We start from the raw sequence: 22,079 nt of genomic DNA, 5'->3' as shown, positions 1-22,079 counted from the left end.
CCTCCATGATTAAACGTTTTAGCTTGGGCAGCCTTCACGCCCCCTGAAAACATTTCATTGCAGATTGTTAATCACATTGAATGTTTCATCAGTCCAGCATTTAAGTTTGAACATCGGCAGCTTATCACCCCCTAATCAGAACAACAGACAGATGCTCTGGGAAAGAAGGTGATTTTTTACGAGCGATATTACACGCAATTGGCTAAATTGATCACACGATTTCTAAAAAAAAGTTGGATTTTTATCAAACAACCATGGCAAAAGTGGCAATTCACCCTGAAGATGATGTCTGGGGAACTCCTCTATCCGGTAGCGGACACCGTCTGCTGTTATTGGGTTCCGGAGAACTGGGGCGCGAGGTGGCTCTAGAAGCAATGCGTTTGGGCATTGAGGTGATTGCAGTGGATGCCTATGCCAACGCTCCTGCTATGCAGGTGGCCCATCGTAGCCATGTCCTCAGCATGCTAGACGGCAAGGCGCTCAAACATGTGGTGGCACAAGAACAGCCAACATTGATTGTGCCGGAAGTCGAAGCGCTTGCAACGGAAACACTACTTGAGCTAGAGGCAGAGGGCTGGAAAGTTATTCCCACAGCTCTGGCAACGCGTCTGACCATGGACCGTGAGGGAATTCGGCGATTAGCAGCTGAGGAATTGGCGTTACCCACATCGCCCTATCAGTTTGCAGCAACGGCATCGGACTATCGAGATGCGATCGCAACCATTGGACTGCCCTGCGTCGTCAAACCCGTCATGAGTTCCTCAGGGAAGGGACAGAGTCTTGTCAAAACGGATGCCGATATTGACAGCGCCTGGACCTATGCCTTTGAAGCCGGACGCGGCAAAGACCAGCGAGTAATTGTGGAAGGTTTTGTAAAGTTTGACACCGAAATCACACTACTGACGATTCGGTCCCAGCCCGACCTCCCCCATGCTGAACCCACAACTCACTTTTGCCCCCCCATTGGTCATCGCCAGCAAGACGGCGACTATCGTGAATCCTGGCAACCCTGTGCCCTGAACCCCAGAACCCTCACCAAATGTCAAAACATAGCTAAAGCGATTACCGATGCGCTGGGTGGTGTGGGCCTGTTTGGTGTGGAATTGTTCATTGCCGGTTCCCCTAACGAAGAACAGACCGTTTACTTTAGCGAAGTCAGTCCCCGTCCCCACGACACCGGCATGGTCACCATGGTGAGCCAAAACATGTCCGAATTCGAGCTACATGTACGTGCAATTGCGGGCCTTCCCATTGGCGACATTGAGCAAATTCGTCCCGGTGCCTCAGCGGTGATTCTGGCCAGTGAACCTAGCAATAGCCCCACGTTTGCCGGGGTAGCGGAGGCACTCACAGTACCCTCCAGTAAGCTCCGGCTGTTTGGAAAACCTCGCGCTTACAAGAACCGTCGCATGGGAGTGGCTTTAGCCCTAGGCGATACGGTGGAGGAAGCCCGCAGCCGTGCCTGTGAATGTGCAGAGCGGGTGAGGGTCCATTAGGTGACTGCATGCAACTTTGCTCAGCCACCCATGGCTAAGGTTCACATACACGAACTTAGAGAAAATTGACAGGGTGCTGAGCGAAGTCGAACCACCACTTAAGACCGTCTTGGTCTAAAGTGTCTGAACACCTCCCTAAAAAATTTCTGTCGTTGCGGATCCTTGGCATGGCGTTGTCCCTCAAGCCGTTATCTGCGGCCCATTGGGTTGATCTGTTCGTACCTTAAAGGCGCAACAATAAATTTCCTTGATAAACAGAAAACCATCATGAAACTGTTTCAACGTCGGCACTTTTTAGCACGCATGGCATCGTGGGCCGCTGCTGGGGTCTTAGTTGCGATCGCAGGCTGTGGTGGAGGTAACGAACAGTCTGGCAAACAGGAGGTGGAATTTTGGACGATGCAGCTTCAGCCCAAATTCACCGACTATTTTGACCAGTTAATTGCCGATTTTGAAACAGCCAATCCAGACGTAGATGTGGTTTGGATAGATGTGCCCTGGGCTGACATGCAGAGCAAAATATTGACTGCAGTTTCTGCTGGAACAGCCCCCGATGTCGTCAATCTCAACCCTGACTTTGCATCTCAGTTAGCCAGTCGAAATGCTTGGCTCCCCTTGGATGAGCAGCTCACGTCTGAGGAACAAGCTGTTTATCTGCCTAAGATTTGGAAAGCAACAACGCTCAACGGCAGCAGCTTTGGATTTCCCTGGTATTTAACAACTCGGGTCACCCTTTTCAACACTGACCTGATGGAACAAGCGGGCATTGACGAGCCCCCCAGCACCTATGCAGAACTGGCGGATGCCGCTAAACAAATCAAAGAGACAACGGGCAAATATGCCTTTTTTATTAGCTTTGTGGCTGAAGATGCTGCTGATGTTTTGCAGTCGTTTATCCAAATGGGTGTCCCCTTGGTAGATGACGCCGGTAATGCCGCCTTCAATACACCTGAGGGTAAAGCCGTTTTTCAGTATTGGACCGATCTCTATCAGCAGGATTTGTTGCCCCGCGAAGTGTTGACCCAGGGCCATCGCCGCGCTATCGAGCTATATCAAGCAGGGGAAACCGTCTTTTTAGCCTCGGGTGCAGAAGCCTTAGACAATATTGCCAATAACGCGCCCGACATTGCCGCTGCCACTCAGACTGCGCCCCAAATCACTGGCACCACTGGCAAGAAAAACGTGGCTGCTATGAACCTGGTGGTCCCTCGCTCCACCGATGTGCCTGAGGCAGCGGTAAAGTTTGCCATGTATGTCACCAACAATGACAATCAGCTATCTTTTGCTCAGGCGGCCAATGTACTGCCATCGACAGCCGCGGCTATTGATGGCACCTTGACGCAAGCCCCTGCCGATGCTACCCCCATAGAAGTAGCGAGGGCCGTCAGTGCCAGCCAGTTAGCAGATGCTGAGGTGCTGATCCCAGCCCTTGAAGATGCGAAAAAGTTGCAGAAGGTCATTTATGACAACCTACAGGCTGCCATGCTAGGCGACAAAACCGTAGATGAGGCCGTTTCAGATGCAGCGGACGAATGGAATAACCGATAGATACTCCCCGGAGGAGGGTGGGCAATGCCCATCCTCCTATGCCATCCCAGTACCAAACCGGGCAAGAAAATCACCAATTAAATACAAAGAACCACACAAAACCTTGGTCGCACCATCTGCTGCTGAAAATGCATCCAGCCCAGTAGCTAAGGTGTCGTGGGTATAACAACCGGACAGCTCTGGACAAACTTCTTGAGCTAATTTTGCTAAATCTGTTGGATCCGCTGTTTGGTGACCTGGTACAGGCGCTATATATACTGTGTCACCTGGGTGCAACAACACTTCAAAAATATCCTTATGATCCTTAGTAGACAGCATTCCCATCAGCCAGACAACAGGCTGGGAAAGAGAATCTACATAATGACGCAACATTGCGGCCGCCGCCGGATTATGGGCACCGTCAATTAAAAGTTGTTGTCCCTGCCAGGTCATCCATTGCAAACGTCCCGGCCAACGAGTTGCAGCCATGCCTGTCTGGATGGCCGTAGTGGGGATCTGCCAGCCTTGCTGTTGGAGTAGCTGGAGAATTGCGATCGCAATTCCACTATTCACACGCTGATGATCACCCAACAGCCCTGACTGATAGTCAATCGACTGACCTAAGCCACTACGCCACTGCCCTGATGCCATTAATTCAGCAGGCGCTACCTCGTACAGGGGGCAACCCAGTTCCAACGCTCGCTGGCGGACAACGGCATCAGCCTCAGAAGGCAGAGGCCCCATCACGACTGGCCGCCCCTGCTTAAGGATACCAGCCTTCTCTCTGGCGATATCAGCCAGGGTAGGGCCCAGCCGCTGCCAATGCTCACGACTAAGAGAAACAACAGACGTTACCAGAGGCTCAGAGCACACATTAGTAGCATCCAAGCGCCCTCCCAAACCCACTTCAATCACAGCAATATCCACGGCCTCAGCCGCAAAATAGGACCAGGCCGCCGCTGTAAAAACCTCAAATTGAGTCGGTGTTTCTGATGTCGGTGTGGAAAAATTTGCATCAATGGTCGCAGCGACCACATGCAAATGGTGCTCCAACGCCTGATCAGTAATCGGCTGCTGATTGATACAAATACGCTCGTTCCAGGTCAACAAATGGGGCGATGTATAGCGGCCTACTCGATAACCAGCCTCAGCCAGCACCGATGCCACATAGGCGCAGACTGAACCTTTGCCATTGGTACCGGCCACATGAACGATAGGCACCCGCTCCTGAGGGTTATCCAGACATTCTAAAAGCACCTCAATACGGGATAGCCCAAGGTTGACACCAAAGCGATCAAAGCTCGCCAGGAAATCGTCAATTGACAGCTTGTCAGAGAACACTAAACAGCTTCCGAATCTTTCTCGCCAGTACGAATACGAACGACTTCATTCACAGGCGTAACAAAAATTTTGCCATCACCGATTTCACCAGTACGAGCAGCCGAAATAACCTGATCAACAATGGCATCCACCTGATCATCATCAACCACAATTTCCACCTTGAGTTTTTGCAAAAACTCAACGGTATATTCTGAGCCCCGATAGCGCTCAGTTTGACCTTTCTGACGACCAAACCCACGAACTTCAGACACTGTCATCCCGACAACGCCTGCATTTACAAGTGCAATTTTGACTTCGTCAAGTTTAAACGGGCGAATGATGGCTTCTATTTTTTTCATACGAATTTATAAACTCCATACACCGGCCCAACAACAGAATTGGACCAACATACGATATCAACGTTTAAAGGGTCACACAGGTAAACTACCGTATCAATTGTTACGGTGTCACCTATATGCTGCGTAGTCAATTTTAGAGTAGAACCTGGGCTAAGCGATGTTTTTGACTAACGGTCATTAATCAACGGACGCATAATCAAAAAGCCTGCTCCAAACGCTGTGAAAATAATGATGGCAATGGAGAGAATTAGCCAAAGGGTACTCAAACTACCGCTAGCTGACGATTCAAGAGTATAACGACGATTTTCCCCAGCCTGTTCTGTAAAAACTTTAGATAGGGCCGCCTTAGGTCTTTTAAGAGGTTTAGGCGCAGGTTCTGGAACTGATTGTAAGGGCTGTGGCGCAGCCTGAACAGGAAACTCTGCCGGTGGAGGCGAGGAGAAGGTCATCTCCACTTCAGCAGGATGAGCAACACCCGCAGAATGCCCCAGTTGAAGAGCCACCTGTACCATCTGATGAATGTTCTGCCGCAACAGATGATTCTGGTTCGTAAGGTGTGTGTTTTGGGCGCTCAATGAATCTACCATTGCCTTAGTGGCCTGTAGCTCAGCTGCCAGCTCACGGTATACCGACACGGGTACTGAAGGGGCATAGCTGGAGTCTGATCTCATCGGTTTTCTCCCTGAGTCAGAATTGTGGGAAGGATTCATAAGCAGTTCCAAAAATCTCCGATAAAAATACAAGTCAGCTGCTCTATGCGGTTTGCCAAATAAAGCCTTGCAAGCTGCAAATCTAAAAACAGGTGGGAAGCTGACCGTTCGGGACGTTCAAATTAGAGCAACGTCGACGTCATTCGTCAAGTACTTGCTCTAAGTTCTTTGAAATAGTCAGACAAGGCAGACAGGGATAAACTGATCAATCCACCTATGTAATCCTTGGAATGAAGCACACCTGTTAGCGGTCAATCAACGCCCCTGGAAACGGTTTATCCATTACCAACTTCATTGCTCGTCTAGTTGTACCCTGCTTCTTCAAAACCATCAACTCTTTTTCAGAACTTTCACAGCCATGACTGACACCACCTTTCCCAAAGCTACCCCTCCAGCAGAAATCAAATATGGCGAACGGGCAATTGAGGAAAACCATCTGATCACGTTCCCTAATCCGCGACCTGGCCGACAATATGACGTTAATATCACGCTGCCGGAATTCACCTGCAAATGTCCATTCTCAGGCTATCCGGACTTCGCAACCATCTATATCACCTACACGCCCAATGAAAAGGTAGTAGAACTAAAAGCCATAAAGCTTTACATCAATGGTTATCGCGATCGCTACATCTCTCACGAAGAGTCTATTAACCAGATCATGGATGACTTTATAGCTGCCGCCGATCCATTGAAGTTCAAGATCAAGGGGGATTTTCAACCCCGTGGCAACGTACACACCACGGTTGAAATTGGCTACGAAAAACCGATAACGGTTTAGGCCAAAATTTCGTGTAGCGGCATTCCATGGAACGCCGCTACACGAAATTTTCAATTCACGTCCCCTGCCATTGATCTAAAACCTAGATCCTGGCCGCTTGAGAAAATCTAACTCAGCCTCGGTATTCGGTCGGTCTAGGGTCTGATTACGATGGGGAAATCGCCCAAACTGAGCGATGACATCTCGGTGACGTCGGGCATAATCCAAACCATGGGCAAGGTCCGGCGCATCGAGAATCAAGGCCTCAAAGTAATCAACACAGCGATGCTGATGGTCCAAGTTCTCACTATGTTCAAAGGGCAAATAGAGGAAAAAACGCTCTACGGGCAGCATGGCTGCATCATACCCCCGGTCAATGGCCATTTCAGCAGTCGCTAAAGCCTCAGGGTCAGCTGCAAAACTCTGGGGCGTATCTCGAAACATATTGCGGGCAAACTGATCCAACACAATGATTCGGGCTAGGCTTGATTTAGCCATTTTCAACCAAGGTTCGGATGGTGACGCTACCATGACCCAATATAGGTCTAGAAACTGCGTTTTGATCTGTTTATCGAAGGCAGGATCTTTACGAAACCACTGCTTGCGATACTCACCCACTGGTGAGCCAAACCAAAAGTCTAAGACTGCTTGGGTATCGCTGTTGACTGAGTCCATCAATCTCTAGATAGGTAACACTCGGGGGAAATCGATCATGTCGTCCATCTTTTCACTCATCTTCGCTGTGGTGCTGGTGGTGGCAGTTTTTTGTTGGTTGACAGGATATCGATTGCCCATCCGATTTACCGCACCGTCTTCACCCACCGGCCCATCTAGCGTTCCTAGGGCAACACGCCAGCGATTGATGCGACTCGTTAATGGTAACCAGGCAGTGGCAGCTCGACTAGTGCAGCGGGTGCGATCGCAAAATCCTGAACGCTCAGAACAATGGTGTTGGGAAAAAGCAATTTACGATATTGAACGCGATCGCAGAGCATAAATCTCCTTGCCTCGCTTACTAACACCTCACAATCTCTTGATTTAATACCCAGATATTTAAAGTTAACGTGGTGGTTACCATCAACATAGGTGGCGACCAACCACCATCAGCAGATGCCAATATAACAATATATCTGCCAGACTAGGCCCAAGTGGGCAGCCTAGTACGTAAAGGTATCTTTAAACTCACTGATTAAGCAGGCAGTCATAGCTAAACTTAGCTAACTGTCATACTGAGCCCATTAAAGTACCTCATCTTAAGCTTTCATAGTTTGAAAGTCTGCTCATTCGACGGCTCCTCTGGAACCCTAGCAGTCCTATCAACTATGAATGCATTCCTCAATTACCAAATATTTGGTTATTAGGGCTATCTACTAGCAATTTTTTTATAGAGTAAGGAAGCTGACAATATGACGCAGACTAAGCGTGCGCTAATTACTGGAATTACAGGCCAGGATGGATCTTATCTTGCAGAACTTCTATTAGAAAAAGGCTATGAGGTACACGGCATTATTCGTCGCACCTCCACATTCAATACAGACCGTATTGACCATATCTATATCGATCCTCACAGTGATGATGCCCGTCTATTTCTCCACTATGGAGACCTCAATGACGGCACCATGTTACGGCGCATCTTAGAGCAAGTTCAGCCTAACGAAGTCTATAACCTCGGCGCTCAATCTCACGTGCGGGTGAGTTTTGATTCCCCAGAATATACCGTTGATACAGTCGCCATGGGTGCTCTGCGTTTGATGGAAGCCATTCGCGACTATCAGCAGCGTACTGATTCAGAAGTACGTTTTTACCAAGCAGGCTCTTCTGAGATGTTCGGTAAAGTTCAGGACATTCCCCAGAAGGAAACTACGCCCTTCTATCCTCGCAGTCCCTATGCCTGTGCCAAGGTTTATGCCCACTGGCAAACCGTTAACTACCGTGAGTCATACAACATGTTTGCCTGCAATGGCATCCTGTTCAACCATGAGTCACCTCGCCGTGGCGAGACATTTGTCACTCGCAAAATCACCCGCGCCGTGGCTCGGATTGTCGCGGGTCGTCAAAAGGAGCTTTACCTTGGCAACCTAGACTCCAAGCGAGACTGGGGTTATGCCAAGGATTATGTTCGCGCCATGTGGCTGATGCTGCAGCAAGATGAGCCTGGAGACTATGTTGTAGCAACTGGTGAAACTCACACCATTAAAGAGTTTCTAGATATCGCATTCAACTATGTCAACCTTGACTGGCATGATTACGTCAAGTTCGACCCTCGCTATCTGCGTCCTGCTGAGGTCGATATTTTAATCGGTGATCCTACCCACACTCAGGAAACGCTAGGTTGGCAGCCTTCTATTGACTTCTCAGGCCTAGTCAAGCTGATGGTGGATGCTGACCTGGAAGCCATCGGTCTAGACCCCGTCAGCAAGCAATCTGATGCCGCTACGGTACGTGCTGCTATTGCCGGTGTGATGTCCTAGGTTTCACTCTATGAACGCTCCTTTTAGAATCTGTTTTCTATGGGGGCGTTCTATTAATATAGGAAAGACCTTGTTTGGAGTGTGGTCTATGCTCCAAGCGCAAACTAACAGAACAGACAAAAAGCATGGCAGACGAGTCGACTCCTAAGGCCCCTGCGGCAAATTCCGCTGACAAAGCGCCAGCTAAGGCCCCTGCAAAAGCTAAGAAAGCAAAGCCACCTAAGTTAGAAGACAAACCGTTTGCTGAATTCATCGAGCAGCATTTTGTACCTGCTGTTAGGACGGCCCTCGAAAAAGAAGAGGGGCTTAACGATTTACAGCTTTCTTTTGAGAATCAGCCCATTAACGTAATCGGTGTGGATAAAGATAGCTATCCCCAGGTTATTGGTTGCTGGGCTAAAGGTGCACGTCAGTTCAATATCACCTTCCTAGAGGAAAGCATTACAGGTCCTAAGATTTATTCCTTTGCGACGAATGGTGCGACACCCAGCACCATCGAGCAGTTTATGGGCGATGAGCGCCGAGTTACGCTGGACCTCATGGTGTTGTATGTGCTGCAACGCATTAGGGGCCAAAAGTGGTTAAAGGGCAATTAGCCAATTTATTGGCATATCCCGGCTATAAGACCGGAGGGTGGGTAGTACCCACCCTCCGGTTTGTTCATTGGGGGCTAATGCAAGAAATGCCGCGTCCCGGTCAACGCCATAATCACCCCTAGTTCGTTAGCTGCTTTAATCGAATCCTCATCACGAATACTGCCCCCTGGCTGCACAATTGCCTTAATGCCAGCAGCAGCAGCCGTTCGCACCGAGTCATCAAAGGGGAAAAATCCATCACTGGCCAATGTCGCGCCTTCAGCTTTTTCCGCAGCCTGCTCTAGGGCAATTTTGGCAGCACCTACACGGTTCATTTGCCCCGCCCCAATACCGACAGTAGTGCTTTCATTGGTCACTACAATGGCATTGGATTTCACGTGTTTAGCCACACGCCAAGCAAATAGCAGTTCTGTGAGTTCAGCTTCGCTGGGCTGACGCTCAGTCACGATTTTCCACTGGGTCACATCTTGCTGGACGTCGTCAGAGGTTTGGATTAAAAAGCCACCTGAGATCGCACGAAGCGTTTGACTAGGACCGCTCAATAAATCTGGCAGTACTAACACCCGCAGGTTCTTCTTCTTCGCAAGGATTTCTTGAGCTGCTGGCACACAACCGGGGGCCACCACACATTCTAGAAACGTCTGGGTCAGCGACTCAGCCGTCTCCACATCAATTTCCTGATTGAGGGCAACGATGCCACCAAAGGCAGACACATTATCAGCTTCAAAAGCACGTCTATAGGTAGACGCCATAGACTCACCGATAGCGACACCACAAGGGTTAGTATGCTTGAGCACAGCCGCCGCAGGACCATTTTCACTAGGGAATTCCGCAATGATGCGACGAGCAGCTTCAAGATCCACCAGATTGTTGTAGCTGAGATCTTTACCCTGGAGTTTTTCGGCAGCGGCCCAACCACTAGGTTGGTTGCCGGTTTGATACCAAACAGCAGGTTGGTGGGGGTTCTCGCCATAGCGGAGGGGTTGCTTTTGAGTGCCGCTGAGGGCAAAACGCTCACTGGTGGCATCGCCAGCTTGCTCGGTTAGGTACGTGGCAATAGCCTGATCATAGGTAGCCGTATGCCAAAAGACTTGACGGGCGCATTGGGCACGGAATTCTAAAGAAGGTTGACCGTTATGAATTCTTAGTTCGTTGAGATAACCTTCATACTGACCAGGGTTGCAGAGAACAGTCAGGTAAGCGTGGTTTTTTGCCGCCGAGCGCAGCATGGTGGGGCCACCGATGTCGATGTTTTCAATGGCATCTGTCAGATTAGCGTCGGGCTTAGCAATGGTCTGCTCAAAGGGATACAGGTTGACAACCACTAGATCGATCGGACGAATATCGTTATCGGCCAGATCTTTTTGGTCATCAGGATTATCGGTGCGCGCTAGCAAACCACCGTGGATGCGAGGTTGAAGAGTTTTAACGCGTCCACCAAGGATTTCAGGAAAGCCAGTGTAGTCGGATACTTTGGTGACGGGGATGCCTGCTTCGGTGAGGGTGCGAGCAGTACCACCGCTGCTAATGATATCAAAATCGAACTCTGTGGTGAGGACCTTGGCTAGATCAACAATTCCTGTTTTGTCAGATGCACTGAGCAGCGCTAAGCGTGTCATGGGATTTTCTATCTTCTCGGGGTGATCACCCCTACTAGGGTAGAACGCAAGGGTGCATTTTTCCGCCCCCAAAATCCCAGCTATGATGAATAAGCCTTAGTAGGAGTATGACCTTTGTGCCTACTCCATTCTGAACAGATCGCTATGCAACACTTCATCTAATTCAGCGTCAGCCAGCCAAACACATCAAGCGCCGTTAAGGATAAGTCAAGCCCTTCCAAAACCGGTAGATCTGCTTTATTGGTCAAAATCCGGATTCGTTGCTCCTTATCAACTACCAACACACTGTCTTCCCCTGGATCAAGTAACCAACCCAACTCACTTCCATGCTCAATACAGTGCAATAAATTACTGAGCACCTGGGTTTGACTCTGATCCGGCGACAAAATTTCAATGGACCAGTCCGGCGAAATTAGAAATCGATTGGCAATCCGCCCAGTTTCGGTCAGGGGAATGCGGCCCCAACGAAATACTGAAATATCGGGCACAATGGAACGCCCGCCAAACGTGCAGCGTAATTCTGGAAATGCGGCTGCCCGCTTGGTTGACCTTGCCACTTGGTTAATCGTTTCACAAAGCGTACTTTGCAACAGACTATGCTCACCCTGGGGCATCGGCTTCTGTAAGATACGGCCCTGAACAAATTCGGATGCAGGCTTAGTTTCTGGCAGTTCCAGAAAGGCTTTAAGCGTAAGTGGTTGAGTTGCAACAGTCATACGACTCAAATTTTGTAATCCAATCCTTCTCTGAACTGTAACAAATAGGATGAGCTTTCATATCTATTGACTGAATCCTTGCTCTTAACCAAAATCCCTAATTGGGGGAAGATGCTGAAACTGCATACAAAGCACTACTACCTGCCCCCTTCGACTTCGCGAAGGGGGCGCTTAAGATAGCTAGAAAAAACGTTGACTATCCAACTTAATCGTCGTCGTCGTCATCATCGTCATCGTCATCGTCGTCATCGTCATCGTCGTCGTCATCATTGCATCGACGACATTCGCCATGATCATCCGAACGATTATCGATGACCGTAGTCGACGACCCGACAATTTGAGTAATTTCAGTAACCGTTGTGGTCACAATGCTCGTATAGCTGCGCGTGTAGGAAAACGTTTCCCGAATATCTCGACCGCCACCAACCAGGTCATAGCGAATACTGGCGACACAGTTAATTTCCACATCCTCCAGCCTGAGGTCATCCCCCAGTTCTGCCCGCAGCTCTCGTTCCAACTGAGTCAGGGAAATCACCTCAGATTTCAGAATATATCTACCACCAGCCGCCTCAATTAAACGGGCTCCACTGTTGGTATGAATCTCCTGCCAGCGGCCACCACGGGTTCTAGCAAACACCTGATAAACCACATTGGCATAGGTCGTTTGCGGCTTATTCAGGATCTCCAACTGCAGGACTAAATTACGGCTCTGCTGGGTGCGGCCCGTCTGACGAGCCACATGTAATACCGACTCCCAAACACGACGCGTAACCTGGCTTTGAATTTCTGAACGTCTACGGGTTGAACGACTGCTGTTGGTCTCCGTACGAGACCTTGAGCTACGCCGACGGCGTTGAGCGCGACTATCGCCATCATCATCATCGTCATCACGACTTTCTTGGCCATCGTCATCGTCGTCGTCATTACTACTTGATGTTAGGATGGCTGGCCGGTTAGAAGTGCGGCCAGAGACTGCAGTTTCTGTGGATTCAGTGCGGCTGGCTGTGACAGTACTTGATGTGGAGGTACGGACAATGGCTGTTGTCGTAGTTGTACTGATTTCTCTGTAGCTTTGTCGATAAGTAATCTTTTCGCGCAAGTCACGACCACCACCGACTAAGTCGTAGCGAATGCTAACGACACAGTCCAGCTCTACGTCTTCGATACTTAGATTCTCACCCAGTTCATCCCGAATTTCCTCTTCTAGTTCGGCAATGGAAATGACTTCCGATTCCAGGATGAACTTACCGTCGCTACCGGGAAGTAACCGTGCACCGCGATTAGTATGAATTTCTTGCCATTCACTACTACCACGGGTTCTAGCAAAAACTTGATACACCGCATTGGCATAGGTGGTCTGGGGTTTATTGAGCACCTCTAACTGCAACACCAGATTTGTACTCCGCTGGTTACGCTCCACCAGTCGGGCCACATGCAACACAGAATTCCAATTCTGAGCTCGACTTACTTGCTTTTGCGAGATCGGTGACGGGGCTGCAGATACTACATTTCCACGGGTTGGTGATTGCTGAGCCTGCCAAACCAAGGAAACCAACGCGGCTGGCAAAGCAGCCTTAAAGAACACACTTCGGAAAAAGGAATACTGCATAGCATTTCGTGATGACGCTGGTAGCCCATGGAGCTACCAAAGGGGCATCCATAGCTTCAGGCGTAGCTGACTTGAGGGATTTATGGAGTATTGATGAAATTTATGTGGTCAAGTGAGCTTACCCCAACGTCCTCATATATGCTTTTATGGGGTTTCCATTGCTATTCAAGCCTCGGTTACAATTTTTTAGTTCTTGTCATTGACGGTAATACGCAAGGCCTTTGGTATTTACTATTTCTAGACATAGAACAGAGATTGAAAGGTCTATGACGGGTCTACGGTAGAATCCGTAGCGACCTTCCCACTAATCACTGTTTGCCTATGTCACTTCGTGCCCTGTCCGCTGGTGACTCTACCGCTGACCATCTTTTGATTCTTCTCCATGGCTGGGGAGCTAATGCGCAGGACGTTGCAGGCATCGCCCCGTACATGCAGTTAGAGAAGTATCAAATGCTGTTCCCAGATGCTCCCCATGCTCACAAAATAGCCAATGGTATGGGAGCACCTAACGGACGGATGTGGTACGCCCTACCTGACATTTTCGACTTTGACCAGCCCTTCACCCATCAGGCAGATCTACAGCAAAGTCGGCAGTTGCTACTCGACTGGATCACCGCTTTACCGGAAAAAACCGGCATTCCATTGGGGAAAACTATCCTCGGCGGCTTTTCCCAAGGGGGAGCCATGACATTAGACATTGGCATGGGGCTGCCCGTTGCAGGAATGATGATCCTTAGCGGTTATAGCCACGGTCCCTTGGTAACGCCCATTAATCCACGCCCCATTCTGCTAGTCCATGGCCGCCAAGACCCAGTGGTTCCCATTACCCAAGCCCATCAAAACAAAGCTGAACTCGGCCACTTGTCAGTTGATGTTGACTATCACGAATTCAACATGGGGCACGAAATCAACCTACAGGTACTAGAGATGGCCAAGAATTTTTGCGAAAAACTTTGTAAAAACTAGGTGTAACATTTCAGACGCACTCCGGGACAGTGATAACGACACCGAATACACTGGAGACAGCGCCCGCCCACAGGAGCCAGCACCCATGGTTTTAAGTACAAGCAAAGTTTCTGATAAGCCCATTGCTGACGTTACTCAAGAAGAGGTCGATCAGCTGGCACAACGTCTAGAACAGGATGAATACACGACAGCCTTTGAAGGTCTGCAGGATTGGCATCGACTACGGTCAATAGCATTCCAGCGTCCAGAGCTAGTGCGTTCTTATCTACATTTATTAGATGTAGAAACCTACGACGAAGCCTAATGACAGATGCGTCACCAACGACCAAAATTTTGGTCGGCATTAGTGGCGGCATAGCGGCCTATAAAGTTTGTGAGGTGGTGTCTACCCTGGCTAAAGCAGGGGCAGAGGTACGGGTTATTCTGACGTCCTCGGCAGAGGCGTTTGTTTCGGCTTTGACCTTTGCCACCCTCTCACGTCATAACGCTTACACCGATGATAATTTTTGGTCCGCTGACCAGGTTCGCCCCCTACATATTGAGCTAGCTGAATGGGCGGACTGTTTTTTGATTGCACCGTTAACAGCAAATACTCTGGGGAAATTGGCCCACGGCTTAGCAGACAATCTGCTAAGCAATACGGTCTTAGCATCCACATGCCCAGTGCTACTGGCTCCGGCTATGAATACGGATATGTGGCTACAGCCGTCTGTCCAGCGTAACTGGCACCAGGTTTTAACGTATGAACGTTACCATGCGGTGGGACCAGCGGCTGGCAGGTTAGCGTGCGATCGCATCGGCACCGGTCGCATGGCCACACCCCAGACCATCCTCGCTGCCCTAGAGTCTCTCAAACACACCCAAGGTCGTCGTGACCTCAAGGGCAAGCGCGTCCTCATTAGTACTGGTAGCACCCAGGAATTTATCGACGCCGTTCGCTACATTGGCAATCCATCGACTGGTCGTATGGGCATTGCTTTAGCCACTGCCGCCGTCCATCGTGGAGCACATGTATCCTTAGTACATGGCCCCATGGAAAGACATCTCCGCCAGACCATTCCAGATCCAGTGCAAACCACAGCCGTTGTTAGTGCCGCCGATATGGAAGCGGCCCTGATGGCTCAGTTAGACACTGTAGACTGGATCATCATGGCCGCAGCAGTAGCTGATATGCGCCCCCAGTTGCACGTCACTGGCAAACTTGCTAAGGCAGATTTACCTAACCCGTTACCCCTTGAACCGGTCACAGATATTGCGGCAAAACTGTCCGCTAACAAAAGAGCCGACCAAACCCTGGTGGGGTTTGCGGCTCAAACAGGCGATATTATTCAGCCTGCCCTAGGCAAGCTACAGCGTAAAGGATTGGATGCCCTTGTGGCCAACCCAGTAGATCAGCCGGAGAGTGGATTTGGCAGCGATCTCAACCATGGCATCTTCCTAGATAAATACGGCCAACAAATAACATTGGCCACCGACACCAAATTATCGATGGCCCACAAAATCTATAGCCTGCTCCGCAAGATACCTAGTGAGGCCCCATTAGACCTTTAGCGTCGAACCTTACCTCAATAATCAATCTCACTCAGACGCTCACCCAGTATGATCGCTGTCGCAACCTTCAGACTAGATGAGCCACTACCCACTATTGCAAGTCCAAACTCTGAATATGATTAATCACATCTGAATCTGGCAAGAAGCGAATACGCTCAAACGCTTCATTATCACTGCCCAAGATATTCCCAGATAAATCTGCCAAGGAAACCACACCAACATTTACCTGAGACATATTAGGGTTAGACGCTTGAATAGAACTTAAGACACTATCTGCATCCTGCTTGGAGAAGAACATGGAGAAAATAGACTCTTCAGAGTCATCACCAATCGATAGCGGCAGATAATTCCCAGCAGCATCTTGCAAAGCAAACAAAGGAACCAACGATGAAGAGGTAGTCCCACCAAAATTACTATCCAAAGCACGCGCTGCCTCCAATTCTTCAGCCTCAGGAATAAAGATCAACTTTAAAGGGACTTCCCGTTCTTCCTGGGCTAGGCGATGAACAGATGCTAAGTCAATCACACCAACAGAGCCACCTTGGTTAAATCGAGGCTCCTCTTCGCGAACCTGCTCTACAAAACTGAGCACATCATCTTCAGTAAAGAACACCCGTAGTAGAGATACATTTCCCATGCCATCATTGGGCAAATCAACAACTGATGTCACATAGCCACCAGAACTATCAGCCACCACAAAAACAGGGACTTCTGCAAATTTAATGAGCAATTCATCTTCCGAAAGCGCTGCTGCTTGAGGGGTATGGAATGTAGCGGCAATAACACCACCACCTAATAGGCCACATAGAAAACGACCAAACATTGCTTTCATACTTCCTCCTGATGCCAAACTACTGACTTGCTCAGTCTTCATCATCTAACACAGCTTAACTTCATCTACGATAAGCTGAGACATTTCTACAACTGGCCACCGTCCCAAGCAAAGATCCCAAGCTACCCCAGGAGTACTGATAATATCCCGCATCCAATAGACTCAAAAATCTTGCACAGAGAGATTACAGGATTACAACACAAATTTAAAAAATCGGGATGACAGGATTCGAACCTGCGACATCCTGCTCCCAAAGCAGGCGCGCTACCAAGCTGCGCTACATCCCGTGGTCAAAAACACCCTAGACAATTAAACTGCTAAAGCCCAAGTGCAATAGATTAACAACCTAACATAAATATACCTCTGTTTACCCAATGGTTTTTGAACCGCTCAGAATACCTAACTCTATCCGACTTCAAAACTGGGCTATTGAGCAGCTACCAGGCATCTCTGACGAGCACCAGCAGCAGCTAAATATATTGAATATTTTCACGACTTTTGACCTACTCAATGCAACTCGCACCCAGTCAGCACGCTTAAAGCTGGCCCAGCAGCTTAACTCTCATATCAAATATGTCAACAAGTGGACGGCCTTAGCCCAACTAGCTTGCCTCCCCAGCGTAGGATGCAAATACTGCGGTCTACTATTGCACGCTGGCATTAGCTCACCTCAGCAATTGGCACTATTACCTGTTGCCCAACTTCACTCCCAACTTAAGCGACTCCAAATAAAACTCATGCAGCGAGCTGACCTGAGCCCAGATACAGCCCAAGTTTCACAATGGATTACTGAAGCCAAACAACTATGCAGGTAGGGCAAGACTAGACTCGCACCTCAGATATCACTCTTGATGTCTTAAATGCGTACAACCCACCTCAATACCAGAAACTAGCAAAGCTTATGGGGCAATTACCGTTTAATGCCTAATCTGGGTACCAAAACATCCCCTTAATGCCCTCTGGGTCTGGCATAAACCCTAAGTTTTTGTAAAAGTTCACAACATGGGGATCGGCAAACAGCGTAACGTTACTGATATCTTCACTGCGAAGTTTCTTGATCAGTTGCTGCATCAGTGCCTTGCCCAAACCTCTACCCTGAAAGCTAGGATGCACCACAACATCCCAAATGGTTGCATTAAAGGCATGATCTGAGGTAGCTCGGGAAAAGCCAATTAATCGTTTACGGGCCCCTTGCTGCTCCCACATGGTGACCACTAAAAAACTGTGTTGAATAGCTTTTTTGACCTTTCTTAGAGGTCGACGCGACCACCCAACAGCATCGCAGAGCTCTTCTAACTCATACAAATCAATGTTTCGATCTGTACTAAAAACAATACGAGCCACCTGGTCAGAACCGGTTGGATTTATCGCATAATCATCAGAAACAGCTTGTGTGGGCACTGATGAAGCCTCGGTGGGACTAAATAAGCTTTTCCAGAAACCCATGCAAACAAAACGGTTGGAAATATGAACTCTGCTTTAACTCTAGCAGTATAGACCTATCCTTTCCTAAGAGGGTAAAAACATTGCTTCAGGATCAATCAAAATTACATGGCCAATCGGTAACCAGCGAACACAGTAGTGTATGTATTTCTAATGATCTCTGTTTCTCACACCGGACACGGTTTTCCTTAGCAGAGATAACAAGACACTTTGGGTAATATTGCGTCAGGGACTTTGGAGCAAAGTCATCAAAGTTTTAATTGATGGGGTGTGTTCATGTTTCAGTTTGCCAAATGTGGTAAACCAAATTAGCCAACCGGTACAACTCATGCAGTTTCTGAATACATATGGCAGCCGGATTAAAGACATCGACAGTAGAGCTGCTGAAGCGCTTCAACCGAGCGTTTCCGCAATTTTATGAGCAATTTGTCAGTAGTGAGATTCAATTGCAAAACCTACGGCTTGCCTATCAGCTCTACAAAACCAAAAAGGCCGTTATTGAAATCAAACCGGAAGGTAATCGCAGCGCCCTCCATTTTGCCTATCGTAATCAGTCCTTTTTACTCAGCGATATCTTTGGTGTACTCACAGCCTATGGTCTAACAATCCATAGCCTCAGCCTATACGGACAGATTTATCCACCCATGCTGGTGTTTGTCAAACTGGTGGTCTCGCGTGGGGGTAAAGCCCTCAGTGATAAAACTGCCGATAACACCTGCCGGGCTATTCGAGAAGCTTTAGCCGGACGCTACGAAGTGGAAGAAATGCTCAGCGTTGAATTCAACCTCAACGCAGGCTTAGAAAAAGTTGAAACTGAATTTTATGTAGACCCAGTCTTTCATTTGCCAGCCTTACTCATCGAAGCAGATAACCAACCAGGTCTGTTTTATAAGGTCATGTATGCCATTTGGCAAGAAGATTTGCTGGTGGTGAATGCTAATCTATTGGTATGGCGTGGTCGTACCCGATTGATCTTGTACCTATTAGGCCCCAATGAGAGTTTAATTCCAGAATATTTAGGACATAAGATTGCCGATGGTATGCGCGAGCGTTTACTTGGCGGGCCTTACTAGAGAATGCGGGAACAGAGGTTATCTATTTGTTATCTGTTGATAGGTGAAGCCTTTAGCCATCGAACGTTGGATGGGACTAGTTCGAGTTTGAATGTTGTCTTACGAATGCGATTTGCACCATGGTGGTGACACCTGTCTTCGGAGTGCCCCATGTCTATGATTTCACTCCCAATTTATTTTCCACTACCACCACCCATCGTTCAGTATTAGTCTGCATTCATGGCTGGCTACTCAGTAGAGCCTATTGGCAACCTCTGATGCAGCAGCTTGCTCCAGATATTGAGTGTCTTGCCTACGACTTGAGAGGCTTTGGGGATTCAACCCAAGATCTATCTTGCCGCTCTATTACTGTAGATGCCCCCACCTACGGGCTTACAGCCTACGCCTATGATTTAAATGCATTATTAGAGGCCCTCGAACTAGAGGATGTATGGCTAATGGGCCATTCTTTGGGGGGCAGTATTGCTCTATGGGCAGCTCATTTGTTTCCAGAACGTGTGCGAGGAGTTATCTGTGTAAATGCAGGGGGTGGCATATATATCCACAATGCCTTTGAAAGATTTCGCAGCGCTGGGCAACAAATGTTAGGGTGGCGACCTCAATGGCTACAGCATCTGCCATTATTACCATGGGTATTTGCCAACATCATGGTGCAACAAACCTTGAGTTATCGTTGGGGCCAACAACGGCTGATTGATTTTCTAAGGGCAGATCCAGAGGCGGCAGCTCAGTCACTCCTAGCATCAACAACTGAAGATGAAGTCCATCAACTGCCCCAGATAGTCTCCCAGCTATCTCAACCGGTATATTTCATCACCGGGGAACAAGATATGGTTATGGAGCCTCGCTACGTACAGCATTTGGCTAGTTTTCATAAATTTTTTCGTCAGGGCAAAGAAGCAGTTGTTGCGTTCAAACAATGCGGCCACTTTGCCATGCTAGAACAGCCACTAGCGCTAGAAGCACAGATCCGCCAATGGCTGCTCCTTACCAGTTAACGCTGGTATAACTCAGCAACGTGTTCTAGAGGGAGCCGAGAATAAACTCCCAGATCTAATTTAGAACAATGTCCCTGATCAAAATGATCGCTAGCAGCACAGGCAATCATGGCTGCATTATCCGTGCAAAATTTTAGCGAGGGAATGTAAATGTTAATACCTTGCGCTGCTGCTGTCTCAGCAATTACATGACGCAAGCCACTGTTGGCAGCCACACCTCCTCCCATCACAATCGCAGGCAGGTTTTGGTCTTGGGCACAGCGCATCGCTCGTTTCACTAATGCCCGCACCACAGCGTACTGGAAGCTGGCAGCGATATCAGCTACAGGGAGTGGATCCACCCCCTCTGATTTAAGGCGCTCTACCAGCCTCAAAACAGCGGTTTTAAGACCACTAAAGCTTGCATCATAAGGATGATAGCCACCTTCTGGCAAGGAAATGTTACCCTCTGGCAGTCGAAATGCTTTCGGGTCACCCTGCTGGGCTAATTGATCAATGATAGGGCCGCCGGGATATCCCAGAGCCAGCAAGCGAGCGACTTTATCGAAGGCTTCACCGGCAGCGTCATCTCGGGTTTTACCGAGCAATTTGTATTGACCGCAGCCATCAACTCGAATCAAGCTGGTGTGCCCACCGGAGACTAATAGACACAGGAAAGGCGGCCGCAGATCAGTGTGTTCTAAATAGGCTGCATAGATGTGTCCCTCCAGATGGTGCACACCTAAAAACGGTTTGTGATGTACCATTGCCAGGGTTTTACCAACACTCATACCAACCAAGAGAGCACCCACCAGGCCCGGTGCACAGGTGGTGGCAACAGCGTCGATATCAGCCCAACCCAATTGAGATTTAAGCAACGCTTCATTCACTGTGTCGCCAATGGTCAGCAAATGTTCGCGGGATGCTAACTCTGGCACAACACCACCATAGCGACTATGCAGGTCAATTTGGGATGCCACAACACTACTGAGCACTTGACGATGCTTCACCACCGATGCGGCTGTTTCATCACAGCTGGTTTCAATTGCTAAAATCGTGGCCATGCGTCAATTGTGTCGTCATGTAAAGTCTTGTGAGTAATTTCCCTGCCAGGGTTTGGCAGAAAGGTATGATCCCTGAGAGTCAAGTAGATCCTTAATTTAGTTCACGTTGGTTGAGTTTTAAAAGCGACTTCAATACTGCGTCGGCTAACTGATAAAGCATACACACTAGGGAACTAGTTAAAGCAGCATTACAGTTAGTTATCTAAGTTAAGAGATTCACTGAATTAATTTTTTGTCTTTTGTAAAACACAAAGGAAACATTTTATGCGACGGTTGTTTGCTCTGGCTCTAGTACTTTGCCTCTGGTTTGGCTTCGCGGCACCCGCCTCTGCCAGCTTGGCTGGAGACAACGTGGCTGGTTTGACCCCCTGTGGCGAATCTGCTGCGTTCCAACAACGTGCCTCTGCGGCCAAAACAGAAGGTGCTAAAGCACGTTTTGATTTTTATGCTAACTCCAGCCTACTTTGCGGCGAAGATGGCCTCCCCCACTTGGTGGTAGATGGAGATTTTGCTCATCTTGGTGAGTTTGTCATTCCCGGCATTTTATTCCTTTACATCGCTGGCTGGATTGGTTGGGCTGGGCGTTCTTACTTGATCGCGTCTCGCACTGCCAAGAAGCCCGAGGAGAAAGAAATCATCATCGATACTGGCTTGGCTATCAAGTCTTCTTTGGCGGGTGCGGCTTGGCCCCTAGCTGCATTCAAGGATATGGCATCCGGTGCCATGTTTGCGAAGGATGATGAAATCACAATTTCACCTCGCTAATTAATACATCAGAGGCACGGCTTGGGCTTGATGAGTCGAATCAATATAACTGGGTCGTGCTGACTTATTGTTTTTAGATGTTTTTATTCAGGACACTTTCCCATGCCCGAAGGCTTAGTAAAATACCTGTCTACAGCCCCTGTATTAGCTACAATTTGGATGCTGATCACAGCTGGTATCTTGATTGAATTTAATCGTTTTTTCCCCGATCTACTACTTCATCCTTAG

General features: G+C 48.6%; 24 protein-coding genes and 1 tRNA gene. 14 read left to right on the top strand and 11 right to left on the bottom strand.

The window, feature by feature from the left end:
- The first annotated feature begins 254 nt into the window (after positions 1-254).
- The gene (gene purT / locus U2F10_RS30105) at positions 255-1,496 is read left to right on the top strand and encodes a formate-dependent phosphoribosylglycinamide formyltransferase (protein WP_163698582.1); all 1,242 of its coding nucleotides are present in this window, start codon (positions 255-257) and stop codon (positions 1,494-1,496) included.
- Between the two features lie 267 nt (positions 1,497-1,763).
- Positions 1,764-3,044 (top strand): ABC transporter substrate-binding protein, encoded by a 1,281-nt coding sequence (locus tag U2F10_RS30100; protein ID WP_163698583.1) that lies wholly within the window; start codon positions 1,764-1,766, stop codon positions 3,042-3,044.
- Between the two features lie 36 nt (positions 3,045-3,080).
- Here the strand turns inward: U2F10_RS30100 and U2F10_RS30095 are convergent, their stop codons facing one another.
- The 3 genes from U2F10_RS30095 to U2F10_RS30085 form a co-directional block, all read right to left on the bottom strand.
- On the bottom strand, positions 3,081-4,364 hold the full coding sequence (locus tag U2F10_RS30095; protein WP_499874110.1) for a bifunctional folylpolyglutamate synthase/dihydrofolate synthase: 1,284 nt from the start codon (positions 4,362-4,364) through the stop codon (positions 3,081-3,083).
- Entirely contained in the window at positions 4,364-4,702 is a 339-nt protein-coding gene (locus tag U2F10_RS30090; RefSeq protein WP_006517973.1) for a P-II family nitrogen regulator, read from the bottom strand. The genes U2F10_RS30095 and U2F10_RS30090 overlap by 1 nt, the downstream gene beginning before the upstream one ends.
- A gap of 167 nt (positions 4,703-4,869) precedes the next feature.
- A complete protein-coding gene (locus U2F10_RS30085) occupies positions 4,870-5,373 on the bottom strand; it encodes a hypothetical protein (RefSeq protein ID WP_163664847.1) in 504 nt (167 codons plus the stop codon).
- Between the two features lie 397 nt (positions 5,374-5,770).
- On the opposite strand from U2F10_RS30085, the gene queF reads away from it, so the two are divergent.
- On the top strand, positions 5,771-6,190 hold the full coding sequence (gene queF / locus U2F10_RS30080) for a preQ(1) synthase (RefSeq protein WP_490794121.1): 420 nt from the start codon (positions 5,771-5,773) through the stop codon (positions 6,188-6,190).
- A gap of 75 nt (positions 6,191-6,265) precedes the next feature.
- Here the strand turns inward: queF and U2F10_RS30075 are convergent, their stop codons facing one another.
- Positions 6,266-6,844, bottom strand: a complete 579-nt coding sequence (locus U2F10_RS30075) for a DUF924 family protein (protein ID WP_499874109.1) — start codon at positions 6,842-6,844, stop codon at positions 6,266-6,268.
- Positions 6,845-6,881: 37 nt separating this feature from the next.
- Between U2F10_RS30075 and U2F10_RS30070 the strand changes: the two genes are divergently transcribed.
- The 3 genes from U2F10_RS30070 to U2F10_RS30060 all read left to right on the top strand — a co-directional run bounded on the left by U2F10_RS30070 (position 6,882) and on the right by U2F10_RS30060 (position 9,236).
- The gene (locus U2F10_RS30070; RefSeq protein ID WP_499874108.1) at positions 6,882-7,166 is read left to right on the top strand and encodes a hypothetical protein; all 285 of its coding nucleotides are present in this window, start codon (positions 6,882-6,884) and stop codon (positions 7,164-7,166) included.
- A gap of 409 nt (positions 7,167-7,575) precedes the next feature.
- Positions 7,576-8,640: a GDP-mannose 4,6-dehydratase gene (gene gmd / locus U2F10_RS30065; RefSeq protein WP_163664840.1), complete on the top strand. Its 1,065-nt coding sequence runs from the start codon at positions 7,576-7,578 to the stop codon at positions 8,638-8,640.
- Between the two features lie 125 nt (positions 8,641-8,765).
- Positions 8,766-9,236: a DUF2996 domain-containing protein gene (locus tag U2F10_RS30060; protein WP_163664839.1), complete on the top strand. Its 471-nt coding sequence runs from the start codon at positions 8,766-8,768 to the stop codon at positions 9,234-9,236.
- A gap of 74 nt (positions 9,237-9,310) precedes the next feature.
- Here U2F10_RS30060 and purH read toward each other — a convergent pair whose 3' ends face one another.
- The 3 genes from purH to U2F10_RS30045 form a co-directional block, all read right to left on the bottom strand.
- A complete protein-coding gene (gene purH, locus U2F10_RS30055; RefSeq protein WP_499874107.1) occupies positions 9,311-10,855 on the bottom strand; it encodes a bifunctional phosphoribosylaminoimidazolecarboxamide formyltransferase/IMP cyclohydrolase in 1,545 nt (514 codons plus the stop codon).
- A 158-nt stretch (positions 10,856-11,013) separates the two neighbouring features.
- On the bottom strand, positions 11,014-11,571 hold the full coding sequence (locus U2F10_RS30050) for a Uma2 family endonuclease (protein ID WP_163698587.1): 558 nt from the start codon (positions 11,569-11,571) through the stop codon (positions 11,014-11,016).
- Between the two features lie 205 nt (positions 11,572-11,776).
- Entirely contained in the window at positions 11,777-13,180 is a 1,404-nt protein-coding gene (locus U2F10_RS30045) for a hypothetical protein (RefSeq protein ID WP_499874105.1), read from the bottom strand.
- A gap of 321 nt (positions 13,181-13,501) precedes the next feature.
- On the opposite strand from U2F10_RS30045, the gene U2F10_RS30040 reads away from it, so the two are divergent.
- The 3 genes from U2F10_RS30040 (at position 13,502) to coaBC (ending at position 15,697) form a co-directional block, all read left to right on the top strand.
- A complete protein-coding gene (locus U2F10_RS30040; protein ID WP_499874104.1) occupies positions 13,502-14,146 on the top strand; it encodes an alpha/beta hydrolase in 645 nt (214 codons plus the stop codon).
- Between the two features lie 85 nt (positions 14,147-14,231).
- Entirely contained in the window at positions 14,232-14,450 is a 219-nt protein-coding gene (gene isiD, locus U2F10_RS30035; RefSeq protein ID WP_163664831.1) for a protein IsiD, read from the top strand.
- Positions 14,450-15,697 (top strand): bifunctional phosphopantothenoylcysteine decarboxylase/phosphopantothenate--cysteine ligase CoaBC, encoded by a 1,248-nt coding sequence (coaBC, locus tag U2F10_RS30030; protein ID WP_499874103.1) that lies wholly within the window; start codon positions 14,450-14,452, stop codon positions 15,695-15,697. The genes isiD and coaBC overlap by 1 nt, the downstream gene beginning before the upstream one ends.
- Before the next feature lie 91 nt (positions 15,698-15,788).
- Here coaBC and U2F10_RS30025 read toward each other — a convergent pair whose 3' ends face one another.
- Together U2F10_RS30025 and U2F10_RS30020 are read right to left on the bottom strand one after the other, a co-directional pair.
- A complete protein-coding gene (locus tag U2F10_RS30025; protein WP_163698591.1) occupies positions 15,789-16,529 on the bottom strand; it encodes a Tic22 family protein in 741 nt (246 codons plus the stop codon).
- A gap of 213 nt (positions 16,530-16,742) precedes the next feature.
- Positions 16,743-16,816, bottom strand: a tRNA-Pro gene (locus U2F10_RS30020).
- Between the two features lie 87 nt (positions 16,817-16,903).
- Here U2F10_RS30020 and U2F10_RS30015 point away from each other — a divergent pair.
- A complete protein-coding gene (locus tag U2F10_RS30015) occupies positions 16,904-17,344 on the top strand; it encodes a DUF4332 domain-containing protein (protein ID WP_163664825.1) in 441 nt (146 codons plus the stop codon).
- A 109-nt stretch (positions 17,345-17,453) separates the two neighbouring features.
- Here U2F10_RS30015 and U2F10_RS30010 read toward each other — a convergent pair whose 3' ends face one another.
- Entirely contained in the window at positions 17,454-17,975 is a 522-nt protein-coding gene (locus tag U2F10_RS30010; protein WP_006517988.1) for a GNAT family N-acetyltransferase, read from the bottom strand.
- A gap of 344 nt (positions 17,976-18,319) precedes the next feature.
- Here U2F10_RS30010 and U2F10_RS30005 point away from each other — a divergent pair, with 344 nt between their 5' ends.
- Complete coding sequence (locus U2F10_RS30005) at positions 18,320-19,045, top strand: hypothetical protein (protein ID WP_006517989.1); 726 nt, start codon at positions 18,320-18,322, stop codon at positions 19,043-19,045.
- 119 nt (positions 19,046-19,164) lie between these two features.
- Positions 19,165-20,043, top strand: coding sequence for an alpha/beta fold hydrolase (locus U2F10_RS30000; protein WP_163664823.1), 879 nt, complete (start codon positions 19,165-19,167; stop codon positions 20,041-20,043).
- On the opposite strand, the gene tsaD is transcribed toward U2F10_RS30000, so the two are convergent.
- Positions 20,040-21,086, bottom strand: a complete 1,047-nt coding sequence (gene tsaD / locus U2F10_RS29995; protein WP_163664821.1) for a tRNA (adenosine(37)-N6)-threonylcarbamoyltransferase complex transferase subunit TsaD — start codon at positions 21,084-21,086, stop codon at positions 20,040-20,042. The two genes, U2F10_RS30000 and tsaD, sit on opposite strands and share 4 nt — an antisense overlap.
- Before the next feature lie 264 nt (positions 21,087-21,350).
- Here tsaD and U2F10_RS29990 point away from each other — a divergent pair, with 264 nt between their 5' ends.
- Together U2F10_RS29990 and psaJ are read left to right on the top strand one after the other, a co-directional pair.
- Positions 21,351-21,851 (top strand): Photosystem I reaction center subunit III, encoded by a 501-nt coding sequence (locus tag U2F10_RS29990; protein ID WP_163664819.1) that lies wholly within the window; start codon positions 21,351-21,353, stop codon positions 21,849-21,851.
- 102 nt (positions 21,852-21,953) lie between these two features.
- The gene (gene psaJ, locus U2F10_RS29985) at positions 21,954-22,079 is read left to right on the top strand and encodes a photosystem I reaction center subunit IX (protein ID WP_006517993.1); all 126 of its coding nucleotides are present in this window, start codon (positions 21,954-21,956) and stop codon (positions 22,077-22,079) included.

The sequence above is a fragment of the Leptothoe sp. EHU-05/26/07-4 genome (assembly GCF_043421015.1).
Lineage (GTDB): Bacteria > Cyanobacteriota > Cyanobacteriia > Phormidesmidales > Phormidesmidaceae > Leptothoe > Leptothoe turfae.
This window is presented reverse-complemented; position numbering and strand designations above follow the sequence as displayed.

Coding starts and splice junctions, on each gene's coding strand:
- U2F10_RS30025 (WP_163698591.1), bottom strand. CDS start 16,529: ATGAAAGCAATGTTTGGTCGTTTTCTATGTGGCCTATTAGGTGGTGGT.
- U2F10_RS30000 (WP_163664823.1), top strand. CDS start 19,165: ATGGTGGTGACACCTGTCTTCGGAGTGCCCCATGTCTATGATTTCACT.
- U2F10_RS30100 (WP_163698583.1), top strand. CDS start 1,764: ATGAAACTGTTTCAACGTCGGCACTTTTTAGCACGCATGGCATCGTGG.
- coaBC (WP_499874103.1), top strand. CDS start 14,450: ATGACAGATGCGTCACCAACGACCAAAATTTTGGTCGGCATTAGTGGC.
- U2F10_RS30050 (WP_163698587.1), bottom strand. CDS start 11,571: ATGACTGTTGCAACTCAACCACTTACGCTTAAAGCCTTTCTGGAACTG.
- purH (WP_499874107.1), bottom strand. CDS start 10,855: ATGACACGCTTAGCGCTGCTCAGTGCATCTGACAAAACAGGAATTGTT.
- U2F10_RS30060 (WP_163664839.1), top strand. CDS start 8,766: ATGGCAGACGAGTCGACTCCTAAGGCCCCTGCGGCAAATTCCGCTGAC.
- U2F10_RS30075 (WP_499874109.1), bottom strand. CDS start 6,844: ATGGACTCAGTCAACAGCGATACCCAAGCAGTCTTAGACTTTTGGTTT.
- U2F10_RS29990 (WP_163664819.1), top strand. CDS start 21,351: ATGCGACGGTTGTTTGCTCTGGCTCTAGTACTTTGCCTCTGGTTTGGC.
- U2F10_RS30040 (WP_499874104.1), top strand. CDS start 13,502: ATGTCACTTCGTGCCCTGTCCGCTGGTGACTCTACCGCTGACCATCTT.
- U2F10_RS30010 (WP_006517988.1), bottom strand. CDS start 17,975: ATGGGTTTCTGGAAAAGCTTATTTAGTCCCACCGAGGCTTCATCAGTG.
- U2F10_RS30005 (WP_006517989.1), top strand. CDS start 18,320: ATGGCAGCCGGATTAAAGACATCGACAGTAGAGCTGCTGAAGCGCTTC.
- tsaD (WP_163664821.1), bottom strand. CDS start 21,086: ATGGCCACGATTTTAGCAATTGAAACCAGCTGTGATGAAACAGCCGCA.
- U2F10_RS30090 (WP_006517973.1), bottom strand. CDS start 4,702: ATGAAAAAAATAGAAGCCATCATTCGCCCGTTTAAACTTGACGAAGTC.
- gmd (WP_163664840.1), top strand. CDS start 7,576: ATGACGCAGACTAAGCGTGCGCTAATTACTGGAATTACAGGCCAGGAT.
- purT (WP_163698582.1), top strand. CDS start 255: ATGGCAAAAGTGGCAATTCACCCTGAAGATGATGTCTGGGGAACTCCT.
- U2F10_RS30045 (WP_499874105.1), bottom strand. CDS start 13,180: ATGCAGTATTCCTTTTTCCGAAGTGTGTTCTTTAAGGCTGCTTTGCCA.
- U2F10_RS30015 (WP_163664825.1), top strand. CDS start 16,904: ATGGTTTTTGAACCGCTCAGAATACCTAACTCTATCCGACTTCAAAAC.
- isiD (WP_163664831.1), top strand. CDS start 14,232: ATGGTTTTAAGTACAAGCAAAGTTTCTGATAAGCCCATTGCTGACGTT.
- psaJ (WP_006517993.1), top strand. CDS start 21,954: ATGCCCGAAGGCTTAGTAAAATACCTGTCTACAGCCCCTGTATTAGCT.
- U2F10_RS30070 (WP_499874108.1), top strand. CDS start 6,882: ATGTCGTCCATCTTTTCACTCATCTTCGCTGTGGTGCTGGTGGTGGCA.
- U2F10_RS30085 (WP_163664847.1), bottom strand. CDS start 5,373: ATGAGATCAGACTCCAGCTATGCCCCTTCAGTACCCGTGTCGGTATAC.
- queF (WP_490794121.1), top strand. CDS start 5,771: ATGACTGACACCACCTTTCCCAAAGCTACCCCTCCAGCAGAAATCAAA.